22 protein-coding genes are annotated in these 20,180 nt (G+C 60.2%); 16 read left to right on the plus strand and 6 right to left on the minus strand.

Going from position 1 to position 20,180, the window contains the following annotated elements; genetic code table 11:
* The first annotated feature begins 11 nt into the window (after positions 1–11).
* Positions 12–587: a 50S ribosomal protein L9 gene (rplI, locus tag ACQZ5F_RS07800; protein WP_046798806.1), complete on the plus strand. Its 576-nt coding sequence runs from the start codon at positions 12–14 to the stop codon at positions 585–587.
* 261 nt (positions 588–848) lie between these two features.
* Here rplI and ACQZ5F_RS07805 read toward each other — a convergent pair whose 3' ends face one another.
* The 3 genes from ACQZ5F_RS07805 to ACQZ5F_RS07815 are packed head-to-tail and all read right to left on the minus strand — an operon-like array spanning position 849 to position 4,133.
* Complete coding sequence (locus ACQZ5F_RS07805; protein WP_080842674.1) at positions 849–1,916, minus strand: HlyD family secretion protein; 1,068 nt, start codon at positions 1,914–1,916, stop codon at positions 849–851.
* A 19-nt stretch (positions 1,917–1,935) separates the two neighbouring features.
* Complete coding sequence (locus tag ACQZ5F_RS07810; RefSeq protein WP_448730565.1) at positions 1,936–3,681, minus strand: MFS transporter; 1,746 nt, start codon at positions 3,679–3,681, stop codon at positions 1,936–1,938.
* The gene (locus tag ACQZ5F_RS07815) at positions 3,678–4,133 is read right to left on the minus strand and encodes a MarR family winged helix-turn-helix transcriptional regulator (protein ID WP_046798804.1); all 456 of its coding nucleotides are present in this window, start codon (positions 4,131–4,133) and stop codon (positions 3,678–3,680) included. The genes ACQZ5F_RS07810 and ACQZ5F_RS07815 overlap by 4 nt, the downstream gene beginning before the upstream one ends.
* Before the next feature lie 310 nt (positions 4,134–4,443).
* Here ACQZ5F_RS07815 and ACQZ5F_RS07820 point away from each other — a divergent pair, with 310 nt between their 5' ends.
* On the plus strand, positions 4,444–5,931 hold the full coding sequence (locus tag ACQZ5F_RS07820; RefSeq protein ID WP_046798803.1) for a replicative DNA helicase: 1,488 nt from the start codon (positions 4,444–4,446) through the stop codon (positions 5,929–5,931).
* A gap of 98 nt (positions 5,932–6,029) precedes the next feature.
* Here the strand turns inward: ACQZ5F_RS07820 and ACQZ5F_RS07825 are convergent, their stop codons facing one another.
* From ACQZ5F_RS07825 to ACQZ5F_RS07835, 3 genes are all read right to left on the minus strand, one after another.
* A complete protein-coding gene (locus tag ACQZ5F_RS07825; protein ID WP_046798802.1) occupies positions 6,030–6,332 on the minus strand; it encodes an AzlD family protein in 303 nt (100 codons plus the stop codon).
* Entirely contained in the window at positions 6,329–7,033 is a 705-nt protein-coding gene (locus ACQZ5F_RS07830; protein WP_052820344.1) for an AzlC family ABC transporter permease, read from the minus strand. Before ACQZ5F_RS07830 ends, ACQZ5F_RS07825 begins: the two co-directional genes overlap by 4 nt.
* A 94-nt stretch (positions 7,034–7,127) precedes the next feature.
* Positions 7,128–7,985, minus strand: coding sequence for an AraC family transcriptional regulator (locus ACQZ5F_RS07835; protein WP_448730564.1), 858 nt, complete (start codon positions 7,983–7,985; stop codon positions 7,128–7,130).
* A gap of 86 nt (positions 7,986–8,071) precedes the next feature.
* Between ACQZ5F_RS07835 and alr the strand changes: the two genes are divergently transcribed.
* The 14 genes from alr to rarD all read left to right on the plus strand — a co-directional run bounded on the left by alr (position 8,072) and on the right by rarD (position 20,155).
* Positions 8,072–9,247, plus strand: coding sequence for an alanine racemase (alr, locus tag ACQZ5F_RS07840; protein WP_448730563.1), 1,176 nt, complete (start codon positions 8,072–8,074; stop codon positions 9,245–9,247).
* A 65-nt stretch (positions 9,248–9,312) separates the two neighbouring features.
* Positions 9,313–9,582: a type II toxin-antitoxin system ParD family antitoxin gene (locus tag ACQZ5F_RS07845; protein ID WP_046798798.1), complete on the plus strand. Its 270-nt coding sequence runs from the start codon at positions 9,313–9,315 to the stop codon at positions 9,580–9,582.
* Between the two features lie 60 nt (positions 9,583–9,642).
* Positions 9,643–9,888 carry a type II toxin-antitoxin system RelE/ParE family toxin gene (locus ACQZ5F_RS07850; RefSeq protein WP_448730578.1) on the plus strand — a complete coding sequence of 82 codons (246 nt, stop codon included), beginning with the start codon at positions 9,643–9,645 and terminating at the stop codon, positions 9,886–9,888.
* Between the two features lie 6 nt (positions 9,889–9,894).
* Entirely contained in the window at positions 9,895–11,301 is a 1,407-nt protein-coding gene (gene radA / locus ACQZ5F_RS07855) for a DNA repair protein RadA (RefSeq protein ID WP_046798796.1), read from the plus strand.
* Positions 11,302–11,390: 89 nt separating this feature from the next.
* Positions 11,391–11,978: a CvpA family protein gene (locus ACQZ5F_RS07860; RefSeq protein ID WP_046798795.1), complete on the plus strand. Its 588-nt coding sequence runs from the start codon at positions 11,391–11,393 to the stop codon at positions 11,976–11,978.
* Between the two features lie 138 nt (positions 11,979–12,116).
* Positions 12,117–13,625, plus strand: a complete 1,509-nt coding sequence (gene purF, locus ACQZ5F_RS07865) for an amidophosphoribosyltransferase (protein WP_046798794.1) — start codon at positions 12,117–12,119, stop codon at positions 13,623–13,625.
* Between the two features lie 145 nt (positions 13,626–13,770).
* A complete protein-coding gene (locus ACQZ5F_RS07870; RefSeq protein ID WP_046798793.1) occupies positions 13,771–14,511 on the plus strand; it encodes an SDR family NAD(P)-dependent oxidoreductase in 741 nt (246 codons plus the stop codon).
* A 216-nt stretch (positions 14,512–14,727) separates the two neighbouring features.
* Positions 14,728–16,113, plus strand: a complete 1,386-nt coding sequence (gene cysS, locus ACQZ5F_RS07875; protein WP_052820339.1) for a cysteine--tRNA ligase — start codon at positions 14,728–14,730, stop codon at positions 16,111–16,113.
* A 238-nt stretch (positions 16,114–16,351) separates the two neighbouring features.
* Positions 16,352–16,660 carry an endonuclease domain-containing protein gene (locus ACQZ5F_RS07880; protein WP_263647298.1) on the plus strand — a complete coding sequence of 103 codons (309 nt, stop codon included), beginning with the start codon at positions 16,352–16,354 and terminating at the stop codon, positions 16,658–16,660.
* Positions 16,657–17,133 (plus strand): GFA family protein, encoded by a 477-nt coding sequence (locus ACQZ5F_RS07885; protein ID WP_225339977.1) that lies wholly within the window; start codon positions 16,657–16,659, stop codon positions 17,131–17,133. The genes ACQZ5F_RS07880 and ACQZ5F_RS07885 overlap by 4 nt, the downstream gene beginning before the upstream one ends.
* A complete protein-coding gene (locus ACQZ5F_RS07890; RefSeq protein WP_046798790.1) occupies positions 17,130–17,591 on the plus strand; it encodes a GFA family protein in 462 nt (153 codons plus the stop codon). Before ACQZ5F_RS07885 ends, ACQZ5F_RS07890 begins: the two co-directional genes overlap by 4 nt.
* A complete protein-coding gene (locus ACQZ5F_RS07895; RefSeq protein ID WP_225339978.1) occupies positions 17,591–18,076 on the plus strand; it encodes a GFA family protein in 486 nt (161 codons plus the stop codon). Before ACQZ5F_RS07890 ends, ACQZ5F_RS07895 begins: the two co-directional genes overlap by 1 nt.
* Entirely contained in the window at positions 18,073–19,029 is a 957-nt protein-coding gene (gene pip, locus ACQZ5F_RS07900; RefSeq protein WP_225339979.1) for a prolyl aminopeptidase, read from the plus strand. The genes ACQZ5F_RS07895 and pip overlap by 4 nt, the downstream gene beginning before the upstream one ends.
* A 217-nt stretch (positions 19,030–19,246) precedes the next feature.
* The gene (gene rarD, locus ACQZ5F_RS07905; protein ID WP_052820336.1) at positions 19,247–20,155 is read left to right on the plus strand and encodes an EamA family transporter RarD; all 909 of its coding nucleotides are present in this window, start codon (positions 19,247–19,249) and stop codon (positions 20,153–20,155) included.
* The last annotated feature ends 25 nt before the right edge of the window (positions 20,156–20,180 follow it).

Genomic DNA, 20,180 nt, shown 5'->3' on the forward strand with positions numbered 1-20,180 from the left:
GGATCAAGAAGATGGACGTTATTCTTCTCGAACGCATCAACAAGCTCGGCCAGATGGGCGAAACCGTCAAGGTTCGCGACGGTTATGCCCGTAACTTCCTGCTGCCGCAGGGCAAGGCGCTGCGCGCCAACGCCGCCAACAAGACCCGCTTCGAAACCGAGCGCGCAACGCTTGAAGCCCGTAACCTCGAGCGCAAGTCGGAAGCCCAGAAGGTTGCCGAAGCACTCGAAGGCAAGTCCTTCATCGTCGTCCGTTCGGCTGGCGAAACCGGTCAGCTGTACGGTTCTGTTGCTGCCCGCGACGTCGTCGAAATCCTCGGCGCAGAAGGCTTCAACATCGGCCGCAACCAGGTTGAACTGAACACGCCGATCAAGACCATCGGCCTGCACAACGTTACCCTGCACCTGCACGCCGAAGTCGAGCTTCAGGTCGAACTGAACGTTGCCCGTTCCGCCGAAGAAGCCGAACGCCAGTCCAAGGGCGAAAGCCTCACCTCCGCCGACGCCATCTACGGCGTTGACGAAGACGCACTGCGTCCGGAAGACTTCTTCGATCCGGAAGCTGACGGCAACGGCGACGACGAATAAGATCTGGCTTAACGGCCATAGGAAAACCCCGGATGGCGACATCCGGGGTTTTTTGTTTGTGGGGTTGGAGTGTGCCGTTGGATACCCCCCTCTGCCCTACCGGGCATCTCTCCCTCAAGGGGGGAGATCGGCAAGAGGCGCTGCCAACACTCCATTCGCAACGGTTGAGATGGGTGAGACCTGACCGCAGATCGATCTCCACCCTTGAGGGGGAGATGTCCGGCAGGACAGAGGGGGGTGCCTTGCCGCAAACTCCCATATCTACCTCGCCGCCGTCTCCGCCCCTTCCGGCGCCACGCTCTTATCCACATGCACCACGACCGACATGCCCGGCGACAGTTCCGTCGCCAGCGGCTGATCCGCATCGATCGCGATGCGAACGCCAAGGCGCTGGGCGATCTTCACGAAATTGCCGGTCGCATTGTCCGGCTTGATGACGGCGAATTCCGATCCGGTGGCCGGCGAGAACCGCTCGACACGGCCGTTGAGCTTACGGCGGTGCAGCGCATCCACCGAGATCGTCACCGGCTGGCCGATCTGCATGCCGGCGAGCTGGGTTTCCTTGAAGTTGGCGATGACCCAGACATCATGCGGCACGACAGCCATCAATTGTGTGCCGGCCGTGACATATTGACCGGTGCGCACGCCGACTTCACCGAGCCTGCCGTCCACCGGTGCATGGATTTCGGTATTCTCAAGATCGATCCTGGTGAGTTCGACGGCGGCTTCGGCATTGGCGACCGCCGCCTGCAGGGAGCTGCGGTTGACGATGATCGTCTGCAAGTCCTGGCGCGAAACCTCGAGCGCGGCTTTCGCCTGCGACAGGGATGCCCGCGCCTTTTCAAGCGCGGCATGCGCCTCTTCCTGCAGGCTGGAGGTTCCGACGCCGCTTTTGATGAGATTATCCTGCCGGTCGGATGCGAGCTGTGCCTGCTTCAGAGAGGCCTCAGCGGCATCGACAGCCGCCTGGCTGGAAAGAATATTGGCATTGGCGGCGTTTTCCTGCTGGCGGGAATTATCGAGCGCTGCCTTTTGCGTATCGAGCGATGCAGCCGCCTGCGCCTGTTTCTGGCGGTAGATGCGGTCATCGATCTTTGCCAGCAATGTGCCCTGCTTGACTTCCTGATAATCCTTGACGGGTACGTCCACGACATAACCGCTGACCTGCGGGCTCATGGTGGTGACGTAGCCGCGCACGAAGGCGTTGTCAGTCATTTCCACGGTGGAGAGAAACGGTGGCAGCCGCCAGGCGTAAAGCACGAGTGCTATGCCGGCGAGGCCGCCGAGCAGTACGAGAATGGAAACGGGGGTAAAAAACTTCTTCAGCATTTTGTCACTCTTGGAATGTTCAAGACTGTGGTGCCGGTGCGGCATCGACATTATCCCGGAGAAGGAACGGACGGATGCGCATCCAGGCAAGGTGGAGCAAAAGCGCGGCCAGTGCCAGCGCCGAAACAACTGATATCAGCAGGAACGTGTCGTTATAGGCGAGCACATAGGCCTCCCTGCTGACCTGCTGTCCCAGAAGCGACAGCCCCTCTGCCTTCAGCAACGCCGGATCGGTGATGACATGGCTGTAGGCACCGGAAAGCTGGGATACGCGCTGAGCGACCACGGGGTTGGTGAGCAGGATATTTTCCACCAGAACATTGGAATGGAATTTTTCGCGCAGCGTCACGAAACTGCCGAGCAGCCCGGTCATCAGCATCGAACCCGTGATCTGTGTAAACAGAAAGATGGCGATGAAATTCACCAGATAAGGCGCACCTCTGGCAAGTGCTGCGGCAAAACCCTTGGACATGACGGGCGGCAGGAACATGGCGGCGCCGAAGGCGATCATCATCTGGCTGAGATACATTTCACCCGGCCGCGTCAGATTGGTGGACTGGCTGTCCATGAACGAGCCGGCGGTAATCAGCGCCAACGCGATCACATGGGCCGTTTCGACATATTTCGTCAGCATCAGCCAGGCACAAGCCGCACCGCCAAGCACCGTCGCCAGCAGCACCAGCGCATAAAGCGTTGTCGTCTGCTCGTTCAGCAGACCAAGCTGCTGGTAAAAACCGACCGCCGTTGAGGATTGCTCGGAGGAGACCGCACGATAGACGAGCAGGACTGCGATAACATGCAGGTTGGTTTTCGAGAAAATCCAGCGCAGGTCGAGCAGCGGGTTCTTGCGCGGCAATTCTATGAAGGCCATGAGCGTGAGGAGCGCGATCGACGTCGCCAGAAGCACGCCCAGCCACCATGTTTCGAACCACCAGTAAAACCGGCCGAGTGTCAGCATCACCGCAAGACAGCCGAGACCGCCAGCAAACAGCAGATAGCTCAGAATATCCACGCGCTCGATGACTTTGGCTCGCGGCGGCGGCGTGACTTTCAACACATAGATCATGGCGAAGGAGATCAGCGCAAAACCCACCTCCATGGAATAGAGCGCGTTCCAGCCGCCGATTTCCAGCAGGGAGGGCGAAACGATGCGCGCGATGGGTGCCGACAGCAACGTGCCGGTCAACGCGATGCTGAAACCGAGCGAGAATTTTCGCGCCGGAGGAAATGCTTCAAGAATATAGAGAAAGCCCAGTGACGAGATCGGAGCGGCGGCCATGCCGCTGACGAAACGGATGACAGTTGCCGAATGCAGGTCCGTCACGAAGAGGTTGAGACAGGAGGCAACCACGAAGGCGATGATCGAGAGTTCGGCAAAGGGCCGCAGGCCATATTGCGCCCTGATCTTGAAGAGCGCGATGGAGAAGGTGGCATAGGGCGCCATATAGGCGGCGGAAAGCCAGGCCACCTCAGCCACCGTGGCGGAAAATTCGCCCTGAAGCTGGTAGATATTGGCCATGACGAGGTTCATGCCAAGGCCCTGGGTTATGAAGAACGACAGGCCCGCAAAGATGAAACACAGCCGCAGCCACACCGGCCGCTCAACCGGCTGCGGTGCGGCGGGAACAGCGGGCTCCGTCGCGATCTCACCACCATCGGCATCGCTCGCCGTTTGGGGGACAGCCGCGGTTTCCTCCGGCCTGACAACAGTCACATCCTTTTCAGAGGCAGCCTCGTCCGTGGTCTGCGGCAACACGGTGCTCACGATTGCACCCTCCCGGCCGCAAGGTTTTGCAGATTGGCCGAAAGACGGCGCATCACATCAAGCGCCATGGCCAGATCCTCAGACGAAATATCGGCGGTGATTTCCGAGCGCAGCGTCTTTGCCACAGCCTGCACCGTTCCGGAGGTCTTCTCACCCTCTTCCGTCATGTGGATGCGTTTGGCACGGCGGTCGTTTTCATCGGAGCGGCGTTCGATGAGGTTCTGTTTTTCCATGCCATCGAGAACCCGCACCAGTGTCGGGGTTTCGATTTCCATTTCTTCGGCAAGCTCGGTCTGCGTCAGCGGGCCGCGCCTCGACAGGGCAAAAAGCGCACGCGCACGCGCCAGCGTCAGGCCGCTTTCCCCTACCCGCGCATCAAAAAACGCGCGCAGTTTGCGGGTAAAAGCGGAAACCTCATCAAGAAGCTGTTCCTTGTCGGTCTCGCGGGACATGTCAGCAAGCCTTATAATTAGCACACTACTTATTTACTGCCTATTTATTCGCAAGCCTGACGATTTTCAAGTTTCTTTCATGCCGGGTCTGCCATGCGGTAAACTCATGGCAGCGAATCACGTTGCCGGAAAATTCCGGCACCCTGTCCTCACCCGCCTGTGGATTGCTGGGGACAACTGAAGATGTGATCCAGCTTTAACAGAGCGGACGTCAGCCTGCCGTATAGTGTTGCAACAATATCATTGACTGCCATGCCCCAGGAAGCCAAACCCAAGGTTTAAGGACAAGGCAAGGGAGATCGCGCAAACCATGAACGACGCTGTGAGAAAGATCACCCCCGCAGAACCGCATTACCGCGAGGCGCCGAACAATATCGAGGCCGAACAGGCGCTGCTTGGCGCCATCCTCGTCAATAACGACGCCTATTACCGTGTGTCGGATTTCCTTAAGCCCGTGCATCTCTACGAAGCCCTGCATCGCAAGATTTTCGAGGTGGCGGGCGATATCATCCGCATGGGCAAGACCGCCAATCCGGTGACGATCAAGACCTTCCTGCCCGCAGACGACAAGATCGGCGACCTGACGGTGGCGCAATATCTTGCGCGTCTGGCCGCAGAAGCCGTGTCGATCATCAACGCCGAGGATTACGGCCGGGCGATCTACGATCTTGCTTTGCGCCGCGCGTTGATCCAGATCGGCGAGGATGTCGTCAACATCGCCTTTGACGCGCCGCTCGACATGCCGCCGCAGGCGCAGATCGAAGACACCGAGCGCCGTCTGTTCGAACTGGCGGAAACAGGCCGTTACGACGGCGGCTTCCAGTCGTTCAACGATGCGGTGGCGCTGGCGATCGACATGGCGGGCGCCGCTTTCGAACGTGACGGCAATCTTTCCGGTATTTCCACCGGCATTCATTCGCTCGACGCCCGCATGGGCGGCCTGCAGCGCTCCGACCTTATCGTGCTTGCGGGTCGTCCGGGTATGGGTAAAACCTCGCTGGCCACCAACATCGCCTATAACATCGCGGCATCCTACGACCAGGAAGTGCAGCCCGATGGTTCCTTCAAGGCGAAAAACGGCGGCGTCGTCGGCTTCTATTCACTCGAAATGTCGTCCGAACAGCTGGCCACCCGTATCATTTCCGAGCAGACGGAAGTCTCCTCCTCGAAAATCCGTCGTGGTGACATCACCGAGGCGGATTTCGAAAAGCTCGTCGCCTGCTCCCAGATGATGCAGAAGGTGCCGCTTTACATCGACCAGACCGGTGGTATCTCCATTGCCCAGCTTTCCGCCCGTGCGCGCCGTCTGAAGCGCCAGCGCGGCCTCGATGTTCTGGTCGTCGACTATATTCAGCTGATGACCGGCGGCGGCAAGGGCGGTGAAAACCGCGTGCAGGAAATCACCCAGATCACCACGGGCCTCAAGGCACTTGGCAAGGAACTCAACGTTCCCATCATCGCGCTGTCACAGCTCTCCCGTGCGGTGGAAAGCCGCGAGGACAAGCGCCCGCAGCTTTCCGACCTGCGTGAATCCGGCTCCATCGAGCAGGACGCCGACGTGGTGCTGTTCGTGTTCCGTGAGGAATATTACGTCAAGAACATGGAGCCGCGCGATCCCGCCGACCCGAAATACGCCGAATGGGAAAACCATTTCGACCGGGTGAAGGGCACGGCGGATGTCATCATCGCCAAGCAGCGTCACGGACCGACCGGCACAGTGAAACTCGCCTTCCAGTCCGAATTTACCCGCTTCGCCGATCTGGCCGACCCGTCCTTCAGCCAGTACGAGGAGCATTGATCCGAACCGGATGGTGAGGGCGAAACGGTTTTCGCCCTCACCCCCCCATTTCAATATGGGACCGGATGGAGTCTTTTCAGGGCCTTGGCAGGATTTTCTTACAATCCGATTCCGCGCAGCAACGCCACCGTGACGACGCCGAGCGTGGCGGCCGGCAGCAGGCTGAGACGCAGCGCCGCAATCGCGGTTACCGCGCAGGCGATGGTTTCTGCCAGCCCGCTCGCAAGTGCAGTCGGCGTGACAACGGCCATCAGAACGGCGGGCGGCACCACGCCGAGCGCCTTCTTCAGGCGCGGCGTCAGGGTAAAATGGCTGACCAGCAGCAGGCCGCCAAGCCGTGTGGCGACTGTTGCCGCCATCATGGCAAGGATCGTCAGCAGGGTATTGACATCAAGCGTCATGCCGGCTGCTCCGCCTGTTCTTCGTGACCGAAGGCTGCGACGGCAAGTCCCGCCAGGGCACCGGCGGCAATATACCAAGCGCCGGGAACCAGCGCATAGGTGAGACAGGCGGCGGATGCACTTGCCAGCAGTACGAATCCCGTCTCCCTGCCCTTCCAGAAACCCATGAGCAACACGATGAAGACGGCAGGGAAAGCGAAATCCAGACCGAGGATCGACATGTCGCCCATGACCGAGCCGAGCAGCGCGCCTGCAAGTGTGCTTAGATTCCAGAGCAGATAGATCGGCAGCGCCGCGCCGATAAAAAAGGCTGCGGTCAAATTTGCAGTCATTGCCCGAAACTCCGACAGCGCCCAGGACTCATCCGTCAGCACCAGCATGGCCGCATATTTTCGCCAGCCGGTAAAGTCATCCAGCTTGCCGGCGATGGAAGCGCTCATCAGCACATGGCGCAGATTGACCAGCAACGCGGCAAAACCTAGTGCGCTCCAGCTCGCCGGATGGGTCCAGAGATCCATGGCAACGAATTGCGAGCCGCCGGCAAAGACCAGCAGCGACATCAGCGACGCTTCCAGCGGCGACAGACCCTTGCCGATGGCGACTGCGCCGAACACGACGCCGATCGGCACCATGGCAACCAATAGCGGGGCAGCGGCCCTGAGCCCCGCGGTAAATTCGGCACGTTTTTCCGATACGGACATCCCATCCTCCCATTCAGAAGAGTGCGATTACGCCTGGAAAGTCTCCCGGTCTTGAATGAAAGTGACGTCGGTCGAAGGAAAACAGGGCAGCAGATCAAGCCGTCCGAAATTGCCCCGGCGTGACGCCGGTGCGCGCCTTGAAATGCCGGGTGAAATGCGCCTGATCGGCAAACCCGCACAGCGCCGCCACCTCGGCCGGCATCTCGCCGGCGCGCAGAAGGCGGCGCGCCTGCCGGATGCGAACATCCGTCAGATAGGCATGCGGGGTAATGTGAAATTCCTTCCTGAAAGCCCGGATGAGATGGGCGCGGCTGAGACCCGCGATAGAGGCCAGCTCCTCCAGGCCTATATCGGTCTCGTAGTTGTCGGCAAGATAGTCGCGAGCGGTATAGACCGCCGTTTTTTCGCGGGTTTCGACCGGCAGTATGATGGCGCTGCCGTGCCTGCCGAAGAGGGTGGCGAGAACCGAGAACATGCCCTCATCCGCTTCCAGCGCTCCGGATTTCGCCTCCAGCCGCCGGTGCGCCATCTGGAAGGCCGCGGCCATCTGGGGATCGCGCGGCAGAAACCTCGGGAAAGACGGTGTGCCGCGAAAGGCCCTGCCCGTGACATCCTCGATGACATCACGCAACAGCAAGCTGTCGGGATAGATCATCCGATAACGATAACCGCCGCCGCCCGGCGCGCCGTCGTGAACCTCATCCGGATTGATGAGATAAAGATGCCCCGGCCCCGTCTGTTCGGTGGTGCCCTGAATGGTGGAAATCTGCGAGCCGCTTTCGATCGCACCGATCGAGAAGGTGTCGTGCGCATGCGGCGAATATTCATGGGTGAGAAAAGTCGCGCTCAGACATTCCATGCCGCCGAAACGCCCGTCACGCCAGAAACGTGTCGTTTCCGTCGCGGCAATCGGCATGGCATCTATGGCCTGTTCCTGCGAAACATTGTGCATGAGCCGAGTTTAAAGCATTCGATCCTTACCGTCTTGAACAAAAGTGCTAGGGTCTGGCCGGTTCCAAAATCAACCGGACGCATGGCATGACAGACGACTTCGAAGATACATTTGCTGAAAATGAAACCGACGCTTTCGAACACGCGCCACTGAGGCTGACCATCGATCTCGGCGCGCTCGCCGACAATTGGCGGGACATGAAGAAGCGTTCCGGCAAGGCGCGGACGGCGGCTGTCGTCAAGGCCGATGCCTATGGTCTCGGTATCGAGGATTGCGGCGCGACGCTCTACCATGCCGGCGCGCGGGATTTCTTCGTGGCAACGGTGGCCGAGGGCGCTACGTTGCGTTCCTATGCCCCGGAAGCGCGCATCTTCGTGCTCTCTGGCATCTGGCAGGGCCAGGAACGGCAGGTCTTCGACAATGACCTTGTGCCGGTGCTGGCCTCCGAGGAGCAATTGTCCTTCTGGATGGCGACGGTGGCCGAGCGTGGCGACCACCCCTGCGCGCTGCATGTGGACACCGGTTTCAATCGCCTCGGGCTGCCGCTCGACGACGCCCTGTTTCTGGCCGATGACGTTACCCGGCCGGCGAGTTTCGATCCGGTTCTGGTGCTGTCGCACCTCGCCTGCGCCGACACGCCCTCCTCGCCAATGAACAGGGTTCAACTCGAATCATTCCGAAAGGTTAGCGCCGCTTTCGAAGGAATCGAATCAAGCCTGTCGGCTTCTGCCGGCATCTTTCTGGGACATGACTATCATTTCGATCTCACCCGCCCCGGCATCGCGCTTTATGGTGGCGAAGCGGTCAACGAGGTGGTCAATCCGATGCGGCCCGTCGCCAAGGCCGAAGCGAGGGTCATCCAGATTCGCGAAGCGGGCGAAGGCCAGACCGTGAGTTATGGCGGCACTTTCCTGCTGAAGCGGGCAAGCCGCCTTGCCATCGCTTCCGTGGGTTATGCCGATGGATACCAGCGTTCGCTTTCCGGCTCAGGCATTCCACTGCGCGAAATGGGCCATGGCGGCGCCTATGGCGTCGTCAACGGCTACAGGGTGCCGGTCGCCGGCCGTGTGACCATGGACCTCACCATTTTCGACGTGACGGATATTCCGGCCAACGCCATCCGTGCCGGCGACTATATCGAGCTTTTCGGTCCCAATGTGCCGGTCGACGAGACCGCGCGGGCGGCCGGCACCATCGGCTATGAAATGCTGACGGGGCTTGGCCTACGTTACGAGCGGCAATATCTGATGGCCGACGACTGAGCCACGCCTTTAGCCCTTGGAAAGCGGCAGCGACCTGTGCTAGAAGAGAACAAAAGGAGATCGAAATGCCCGAAATCCATTTGAGCGAGCAGGACGAGAAGTTCATTGAGGAGCAGGTGGCGGCGGGTGTCTACAGCGACGCGGACGCCGTCATTCATGCGAGCCTGCAATTGCTGAGCAGTGATGAAGGTAAACGAGCCGCGCTCCAGTTGCTGATCCAGGAGGGCATCGACGACGCCGAGGCGGGCCGGGTTCACCGTTATGCCTCACAGGACGAGTTTCTGGCCGATATCAAAAGAGCTTCCGCGCAGCTAAAAACGGGGACCGGCCATTAAAATCCGGACTCCAACCTTGACCACACGCCAAGGCGCGACCTTTCCGAAGACCACGCCTATATCGAGACTGAAAATCCCCTTGCTGCTGATCGCTTCGCCCTCGATATCTTCAATAAAATCGAATCGATAGCGGCACTGGGCTTATCCGGTGTCTCAAGAAGCGGATATGGAGCCGGGCTTCGCAGCATCGCTTATCGTGAGCGCGTCCTTTTCTTTCGTGTCGACGAGAATGAGCTTACCGTTCTGCGCGTGCTGCATGGCCATCAGGACATTTCCGCCAAAGATTTCAAACAAGAAGAAAACTGACATAAGATGGCCAAAGCCAAGACCCAATTCGTGTGCCAGAACTGCGGCACGGTTCACACCCGCTGGGCGGGAAAATGCGAAGGCTGCGGCGAGTGGAATACCATCGTCGAAGAGGATCCGATGGGCGGCATCGGCTCCGGGCCCGGGAAGACGCCCAAAAAGGGTCGCGCTGTCACGCTCACCTCGCTTTCCGGCGAGATCGAGGAAGCGCCGCGTATTCCGACCGGCATCAGCGAACTGGACCGGGCGACCGGTGGCGGTTTCGTGCGCGGTTCGGCGGTCCTGATCGGCGGCGATCCTGGTATCGGCAAATCGACGCTGCTGATGCAGGCGGCGGCGGCCCTGTCGCGGCGCGGGCATCGCGTCATCTATGTCTCGGGCGAAGAGGCGGTGGCGCAGGTACGCCTGCGCGCTCAGCGTCTGGAGGCGGCGGAAACCGATGTGCTGCTGGCTGCTGAAACCAATGTCGAGGATATTCTGGCGACGGTTTCCGAGGGCAAACGGCCCGATCTCATCATCATCGATTCCATCCAGACGTTGTGGAGCGACACAGCCGATTCCGCCCCCGGAACGGTAACGCAGGTGCGCACCGGAGTGCAGGCGATGATCCGTTTTGCCAAGCAGACGGGTGCGACCATGGTGCTTGTGGGGCATGTGACCAAGGAAGGCCAGATCGCCGGTCCACGCGTGGTGGAGCACATGGTCGACGCTGTGCTTTATTTCGAGGGCGATCGCGGTCACCACTACCGCATCCTGCGCACCGTCAAGAATCGCTTTGGACCGACGGATGAGATCGGCGTGTTCGAAATGTCGGATCGCGGCCTCAGGGAGGTCTCCAACCCCTCAGAACTGTTTCTGGGCGAGCGCAACGAGAAATCGCCGGGTGCGGCGGTTTTTGCCGGCATCGAAGGCACCCGTCCGGTGCTCGTCGAAGTGCAGGCGCTGGTCGCCGCCACCTCGCTCGGTACGCCGCGCCGCGCCGTGGTCGGCTGGGACAGTTCGCGGCTTGCCATGATCCTTGCCGTGCTGGAGGCCCATTGCGGCGTGAAGCTTGGCCAGCATGACGTTTACCTGAATGTCGCCGGCGGATACCGTATTTCCGAACCGGCGGCGGATATGGCGATTGCTTCCGCACTTGTTTCCTCGCTTGCCGGTCTTGCCCTGCCCGCCGATTGCGTCTATTTCGGCGAAATCAGCCTCTCGGGCGCGGTACGGCCGGTGGCGCACACGGTGCAGCGATTGAAAGAAGCTGAAAAACTTGGTTTTTCCGCCGCACTTCTGCCGTCTGGTTCAGCTGAATTGCCGAAAGCGGGCAAGGGTCGCTGGACGGAAATCGAAAGCCTGCCAGACCTCGTGGCGCGCATCGCAGGCTCCGGCAACCGGTTCAAACAGGTTGAGGACGACGAATATTGATCCTTTCGCCAAGGGAAACAGTGGTGTAAGAGGATCGCAAAATTGGCAAGGCAGCGCCTGACAAGGCGTCGCACCTCCGGAGTTGGTATATGCCCATTACAATTTTCGACGGCATCGTCATCGCCGTTGTTCTTTTCTCCGCCGTTCTCGCGATGGTGCGCGGCTTTTCCCGTGAGATTCTGTCGATCGCGAGCTGGGCGGGTTCGGTCGCCGCCGCCTATTATCTCTATCCGGTTCTGCTGCCCTATGCGCGCAACTATACCGATGACGACAAGATCGCCATTGCCGGTTCGGCGGGCGTGGTTTTTCTCGTCTCGCTCATCGTCATCTCCTTTATCACCTCGCGTATTGCCGATTTCATCATCGACAGCCGCATCGGCGCGCTGGATCGCACGCTCGGTTTCCTGTTCGGCGCGGCGCGCGGCATTCTGCTGCTCGTCGTCGCGGTTGCCTTCTGGAACTGGCTGGTGGATGTGAAGACGCAGCCGGAATGGGTGACGCAGGCCAAGTCCAAGCCCTTCCTCGATGGGCTGGTTGGCAAGCTGGAGGCAGTGCTGCCTGACGATATCGAGCCGCAGATCCGCGCCCGTATCCTTGGAAAGCCGCAGGAACCGACAGCTGCGCAGGCGCCAGCAGAAGATGTGCCGGCAACAAATCCGCCGGCAACGAATAATTGACACAGTGTCGCGCCTTGCAATGCATGCAAGGCGCGCTATTTGTGCTAAATATCAAGCACGACACAGACAGGCCGACCGGGAGACAAGCTCACCGGAGAGGTCTTTCTTTTTTCTCGTTAGAGAGCAAGGGCAAGCCGGATGATTGAGCCGCTTTCGCATTCCAAGTTTCCTGGGGCCACTTTCAAGGAAGAGATCGACGGCGACACGCTGCATGAAGAGTGCGGCGTTTTCGGCATTCTCGGCCATGCCGATGCCTCGGCGCTGACCGCTCTCGGCCTGCATGCGCTTCAGCATCGCGGCCAGGAAGCGGCCGGCATCGTCTCTTTCGACGGCAAGCGCTTCCATCAAGAACGCCATATGGGCCTCGTCGGCGATCATTATACCGATCCCGCAACGCTTGCCCGCCTGCCAGGCTCCATCGCCATTGGCCACACCCGTTATTCCACCACGGGCGAAGTGGCGATGCGCAACGTGCAGCCGCTGTTTGCCGAACTGGAAGAAGGCGGTATTTCCATTGCCCATAACGGCAACTTCACCAACGGCCTGACGCTTCGCCGCCAGATCATCGCCACCGGCGCCATCTGCCAGTCGACATCGGATACCGAAGTCGTGCTGCACCTCATCGCACGCTCGCGCCACTCCTCCACCGCCGATCGTTTCATCGACGCCATCCGCCAGATGGAAGGCGGTTATTCGATGCTGGCCATGACGCGCACCAAGCTGATTGCCGCACGCGACCCGATCGGCATTCGCCCGCTGGTCATGGGCGAGCTTGATGGCAAGCCGATCTTCTGCTCGGAAACCTGCGCTCTCGATATCATCGGCGCGAAATTCGTCCGAGACGTGGAAAATGGCGAAGTCATCATCTGCGAAATCCAGCCTGATGGTTCGATCACCATCGATGCGCGCAAGCCGTCGAAGCCCCAGCCCGAACGTCTCTGCCTGTTCGAATATGTCTATTTCGCCCGTCCCGATTCCGTCGTCGGCGGCCGCAACGTCTATACGACGCGCAAGAACATGGGCATGAACCTTGCCAAGGAAGCACCGCTGGAAGCCGATGTCGTTGTCCCGGTTCCCGATGGCGGCACGCCGGCAGCACTCGGTTTTGCGCAGGAAAGCGGTATTCCCTTCGAATACGGCATCATCCGCAACCACTATGTCGGCCGCACCTTCATTGAGCCGACGCAGCAGATCCGCGCTTTCGGCGTCAAGCTGAAGCACTCGGCCAACCGGGCGATGATCGAAGGCAAGCGTGTGGTGCTGGTGGATGATTCCATCGTGCGCGGCACGACATCGGTCAAGATCGTGCAGATGATCCGCGAAGCCGGCGCCAAGGAAGTTCATATCCGCGTTGCGAGCCCGATGATTTTCCATCCGGATTTCTACGGCATCGACACGCCTGACGCCGACAAGCTGCTCGCCAACCAATATGCCGATGTCGAGGCGATGGCGAAATTCATCGGCGCCGATTCGCTGGCTTTCCTGTCGATCGATGGTCTTTACCGCGCCGTCGGCGGCGAGAATCGCAATCATGCGCGGCCGCAGTTCACGGACCATTATTTCACCGGCGACTATCCGACCCGCCTTCTCGACCAGAATGGCGAGGCGATGGGCAGCAAGATTTCCATGCTGGCCAGCAACGGCTGATAGCCCGAAACAACAAGCGGCCGCCGGCTTCCGGGGCCGCTTTTTTCTTGCCTTTTGTTCAGGCCGTCCCATGCGACGATTTAATCGCTTGCAGCCGGCCGCTGTGGCTTCGTAAAAGGAGGCGCAATCATTTCGGAGGGGCAGCATGACCATCAATCTCAAGGGCCGGATCGCGCTCGTCACCGGCGCTTCGCGCGGCATCGGTTATTTCACGGCGCTGGAACTGGCCAAGGCCGGCGCGCATGTTATCGCCTGCGCCCGCACGGTCGGCGGCCTTGAGGAGCTGGACGACGCCATCAAGGCCGTTGGCGGCACTGCGACGCTGGTTCCCTTCGATCTCTCCGACATGAACGCCATCGATGCGCTGGGGGCCAATATATTCGAGCGCTGGGGCAAGCTCGATATTCTGGTCGCCAATGCCGGCGTTCTCGGTGTCATCTCGCCGGTCGGCCACATCGAGGCCAAGGTCTTCGAGCGGGTCATGACCATCAATGTCACCGCCACATGGCGGCTGATCCGCTCGGTTGAACCGCTGCTGCTGAGATCGGATGCTGGCCGCGCGCTGATCCTGTCTTCGGGTGCCGCGCATAGCTGTCGTCCCTTCTGGGGTGTCTATTCCACCTCCAAGGCTGCGGTGGAAGCACTCGCCCGCACCTGGGCCGCAGAGACCGAAAAAAGCGCACTGCGCATCAACAGCATCAATCCCGGCGCCACACGCACCGCAATGCGCGCCCAGGCCATGCCCGGCGAAGACCCGGCCACCGTGCCGCATCCGTCAGAGGTTGCCGCCGCCATTCTTCCGCTTGCCTCGCCGGAGCTTACCGAGACCGGCAAGCTCTTTGTCGTGCGCGACGGGAAATTCGTGGACTACCGCCAGCCGGAGTGAATATTTCATACTCTGGGAGCCGATGCAGTCACCACGGATGCTCTTGACCGGACGGCACCGCCGCGCCATAAGGCAAGACATGAAAATAACGATCTGCACCTGCTGCTGAATAAATTTTGCTGGTTCGCCGCCGGCCAGATCGTTTTCGTCTCCCCGCAAGGTCCAACAGACAAACGGTCCGGTCAGGACAATTGACTGCCTTTAGGGAACACCCGCATGTCCTTGCGCCTCAAATTCCACAATACCCTGACACGCGAAAAGGCGGAATTTGCGCCGATCGATGCTGATAATGTGCGCATGTATGTCTGCGGCCCGACCGTTTATGATTTTGCCCATATTGGCAATGCGCGCCCGGTCATCGTGTTCGATGTTCTCTACCGGCTGCTGCGTCACGTCTATGGCGAGACCCATGTGACCTATGCCCGCAACATCACCGACCTCGATGACAAGATCAATGCGCGGGCGCTGCGCGACTATCCGCATCTGCCGCTGAACGACGCCATCCATGCGGTGACGAAGAAGACCGCCGACCAGTTCCACGAGGATGTGGCCATGCTCGGCTGCCTTCCGCCGACCGTCGAACCGCGCGCCACCGATTATATTGCCGAGATGATCGACCTCATCGAAAAACTGATCGCCCGCGGCCATGCCTATACGGCGGGCGGCGAGGTGCTGTTCGACACCCGGTCGATGGCCGATTACGGCCAGCTTTCGAAGCGGCCTCTGGACGAACAGCAGCCGGGTGCACGCGTTGCGGTGGAAGCCCACAAGAAGACATCAGGCGATTTCGTGCTGTGGAAACTGTCGTCGCATAATGAGCCGGGCTGGGAAAGTCCCTGGGGCCGTGGCCGGCCCGGCTGGCACATCGAATGCTCGGCCATGGCCGGTCGCTACCTCGGCGAGGTGTTTGACATTCACGGCGGCGGGCTCGACCTCATCTTCCCGCATCATGAGAACGAAATCGCACAATCGCGCTGCGCCCATGGCACGCATGTCATGGCCAATGTGTGGATGCATAACGGCTTCGTGCAGGTGGAAGGCCGCAAGATGTCGAAGTCCGAAGGCAACTTCGTGACCATCTACGAATTGCTCCATACGGAGAAATTCGGCGGCCGGAAATGGCCGGGCGAGGTTCTACGCCTTGCGATGCTGATGACGCATTACCGCGAACCGATCGACTTTTCGGTGAAGCGCCTGGAAGAAGCCGAACGCCTGCTTTCCAAGTGGCCTGCGGCCGATGCCTCAGAGGCGGCACCGGATGAAACCGTGCTCGAAGCGCTTGCCGACGATCTCAACACGGTTGCCGCCGTGCAGGCGCTGCACGCGCTGGCCCACGCCGCCAATGTGGACCCGTCCAGGCTGCCGGCCTTTGCGGCCAGCGCTGCGTTGCTCGGCGTTTTGCCGAAGAAGGCGGAAGTGGATGAGGCCATCGTTTCGGCTGTCGATGCGCTGGTGGAGTTGCGGCTTGAGATGCTGAAGGCGAAGAACTTTGCGGAGGCGGACCGGTTGCGCGACGAGCTTTCCGAGAAGGGGATTCAGCTGAAGGATGGCAAGGACAAGGAGACCGGGGAGCGGACGACGACGTGGGAGTTGAAGCGGTAATTTGCTGCTTCGGCTAGAGGCTCACCCCCCTCTGCCCTGCCGGGCATCTCCCCCTCAAGGGGGGAGATCGACCTGCGGCAAGGTCTCGCCCATCTCGAAGCTTGAGAGTGGAGTGGCGGTAGAGCGTCTTGCTGATCTCCCCCCTTGAGGGGGAGATGCCCGGCAGGGCAGAGGGGGTAAGCCCCACGCCAAGGTCGAGCTGAAACACCGGGAATATGCCCGGCAGATGCGAAAAGCCATGACCGACGCAGAACTGAAGCTTTGGAACGCTGTCCGCGCTCATCGTCTCGAAGGTATGGCCTTCAGACGCCAGCTACCTGTCGCCGGATATATCGTTGATTTCGCCTGCCCGTCGCATAAGATCATCGTCGAGCTCGATGGGTTGCAGCACGCGGAAGATGCTGCGGCAAGCTATGATCACCAGAGAACACAGACGTTTGAGGAACTTGGCTGGACCGTCCTCCGCTTCTGGAACGATGATATCCTGAAAGACATAGACAATGTCTGTCTCCACATTATCCGAACGGTAAAGGAGAACCAACCATGACCACCCATACCGGCGGATGCCAGTGCGGCGCGATCCGTTTTCGCGCCATCGGCGATCTGAAAGACAGTTCGATCTGTCATTGCCGCATGTGCCAGAAGGCTTTCGGGGCTTATTATGCGCCGCTGGTCTCCGTGCGTGAGGTCGAATTCGAATGGACGCGTGGTGAGCCGAAGCGCTTCCAGTCCTCCAGCGTGGTCAAGCGCGGCTTCTGCCCGGAATGCGGCACGCCGCTGACCTATGAGGCGCCGGATGGCATGGCGGTGGCGGCCGGGGCCTTTGACGATCCCGCCGCGCTGCCGCCGACCATTCAGTGGGGTGTGGAGCGAAAGATCGATTTCGTCGACAGCCTTCATACGCTGCCAGCCGTCGCCACCGAGGACGACCTGACGCAGGTGGACTATCTTGCCGATCTCGTTTCCTATCAACATCCCGACCATGACACTGAAAGCTGGCCACCGGAGAGCGGAAAATGAATGAAGCGGGCTTTTCCGGCGGCTGCCAGTGCGGTGCCGTGCGTTTCCATGCGGGCAAGCTTGGCCGGGCCTCCATCTGCCATTGCCGCATGTGCCAGAAACATTTCGGCAATTTCTTCGGTGCGCTGGTCAGCGCCGATCAGGCGCATCTGGTCTGGACACGCGGCCAACCGGCCCTCTTCCGCTCCTCGACCAAAATCCATCGCGGTTTCTGCAACAAATGCGGCACGCCGCTGACCTACCATTATCCGGGAGGCGTGGAGATCGCCATCGGCGCTTTCGATGAGCCGGAGCGGATCGAGCCGCAGGTGCAGGTCAACTTTCACAAGCGCATGCCGTGGATCGAGCAGCTGTTTTCCAAACCGGCCGTGGATCAGGGCGTGGACGAGGCGGAGATCAACTCCTATCAGCATCCGGATCACGACACTCAAGTCTGGCCGCCGGAAGAAGGTCGCTGATGGGCGAACTGACGGGCTTTTCCGGCGGATGCCAGTGCGGCGCAGTGCGTTACCGGATCGAGGGCGGGTTGCGTTATCCGCATCTGTGCCATTGCCGCATGTGCCAGAAGGCGTCAGGCAACTATTTCATGCCGCTTGCGGCAAGTACCCTCACGCAGTTTGAGATGACCCGCGGCGAGGCATCATGGTTCCAGTCTTCCGACCATGTGCGCCGCGGTTTCTGCGGTCGTTGCGGCACGCCGCTCTTTTATGACATGCCGGGGGCCGATTTCATCAATATCACCCTCGGTTCGCTGGATGAGCCGCAGCGGATAAGACCCGAAGCGCAGTCCAATCTTGCCAGCAAGATGCTCTGGTTTTCCGAGCTCGACGGCTTGCCGGTCGAGCCGGAACCTGCAACGGATGACGCGCCCGCGCCGGTGAACAGCCGGCAGCATCCGGACCAAGACACGGCCAAATGGCCACCAGAGGATAGTGACCCATGACCGAAGAATTGCGCGGCTTTTACCCCGAGATCGAACCTTTCGAGACCGGCATGCTCGATGTCGGCGATGGACATGTGATCTATTGGGAACGGGTGGGCACACGCGGTGCGAAACCGGCGATTTTCCTGCATGGCGGCCCGGGTGGCGGGGTGAACCCCACGCATCGCCGCGTTTTTGATCCGGCGCTGTATGATGTCATCCTGTTCGATCAGCGCGGCTGCGGCCGCTCCATCCCCCATGCGGAATTGGAGGCCAACACCACCTGGCATCTGGTCGCCGACATTGAAAGGCTGCGCGAGCTTTGCGGCTTTGAAAAATGGCTGGTTTTCGGCGGGTCCTGGGGCTCGACGCTGGCGCTCGCCTATGCCGAGACCCATCCGAACCGCGTCAGCGAGCTCGTTCTGCGCGGTATCTACACTGTCACCCGGCCGGAACTCGACTGGTACTACCAGTTTGGCGTTTCGGAAATGTATCCGGACCAGTGGGAAAAATTCATCGCGCCCATCCCGGAAGCTGAGCGCGGCGAGATGATGCAGGCCTATAATCGCTATCTCACCGGCGCTGACAAGGCAAAGAAGCTTGAATGCGCCAAGGCATGGAGCCAGTGGGAAGGCGCGACCATCGCGCTCGTTACCGATCCTGACCGCGTCGAGGATTTCGGCGAGGACAAATATGCCATCGCCTTTGCGCGCATCGAGAACCACTTCTTCGTTAATGCCGGCTGGCTGGAAGAAGGGCAACTGCTGCGCGATGCCGGCAAGCTCAAGGATATTCCTGGTGTCATCGTGCACGGGCGTTACGACATGCCCTGCCCGCTGAAATATGCCTGGCAGCTGGCCAAGGCCTGGCCGAAGGCGGATTTCCACATTATCGAGGCGGCTGGACACGCGATGAGTGAGCCCGGCATTCTTGACCAGCTGATCCGCGCCAACGATCACTTTGCCGGGAAATAAGAGTCTTTTCAGCGGCTTGAAACGGCCGGGTGAGACAATGAATCACGCGGGATTTCCCGCGTGAATCCCCCGGACGGTTACCATGGCAGCTTATTTCAAGAGCAAAGCGCCTGTTATTCATGCAGTTTTTCTCATGAACCCTTCACGGAAATGAATTGGCCGCCACTGTGGCGATCCGCTATAAAACGCCATCCGAACAATTTTGGCGGTACTCCCCATGGCACTCGACAAATCGCTCCCGGCCCAAGAGGGCGGCGACAGCGCGCGCGGTTTTGCTTTCGCGCTCTCCGCATATCTGCTGTGGGGCTTTCTTCCCTTTTACATGAAAGCGGTTGCGCATATTTCACCAATCGAAGTCATCGTGCATCGCGTCATCTGGTCTGTACCGATCGCGGCGGTCGTGCTGATTGCGCTCGGGCGCACGGCGGAAATCCGCTCAGCACTGAAAAACCCGAAGATGCTGGCCATGGCGAGCCTCACCGCCGCCCTCATCAGCATCAACTGGGGCGTCTATATCTGGTCGATCGGCGCGGGGCGTGCGCTTGATGCCGCACTTGGCTATTTCATCAATCCGCTGTTCAGCATCTTTCTGGGTGCCGTGCTGCTGAAGGAAAAGCTCTACCCGGCGCAGATCGCCGCCATCAGCCTCGTGGCGGTGGCGGTGGCGATCCTCACCTGGCATGCCGGCAGCCTGCCCTGGGTGTCCATCGCGCTTACTGTCTCCTGGGGTTTTTACGCCTTTTTCCGCAAGACATTACCGATTGGTGCGACGCAGGGCTTCCTGCTGGAAGTCATGCTCCTGTCCATTCCGGCCGTGCTGGTCATGGCCTGGCTGGGCTTCAGCGGACAGGCCCATTTCATGGGCGGCAATTCTGCCGACACCTGGCTTCTGGCAGCAAGCGGCGTGATCACCGCCGTTCCGCTCATTCTCTACGGCAATGGCGCAAAACTGCTGCGGCTGTCGACCATCGGCATCATGCAATATATCGCGCCGACGATGATCTTCCTCATCGCCATCTTCGTCTTCAAGGAGCCGTTCGACATGGTGCGCATGGCCGCCTTTGCGATGATCTGGGTGGCGCTGGCGATCTATACAGGCTCAAGCCTGATGCGGCTCAAGCGGTAATCCAGACTGCTTCCCCCCGTTCCCT

Source organism: Agrobacterium sp. 22-210-1 (assembly GCF_053522525.1).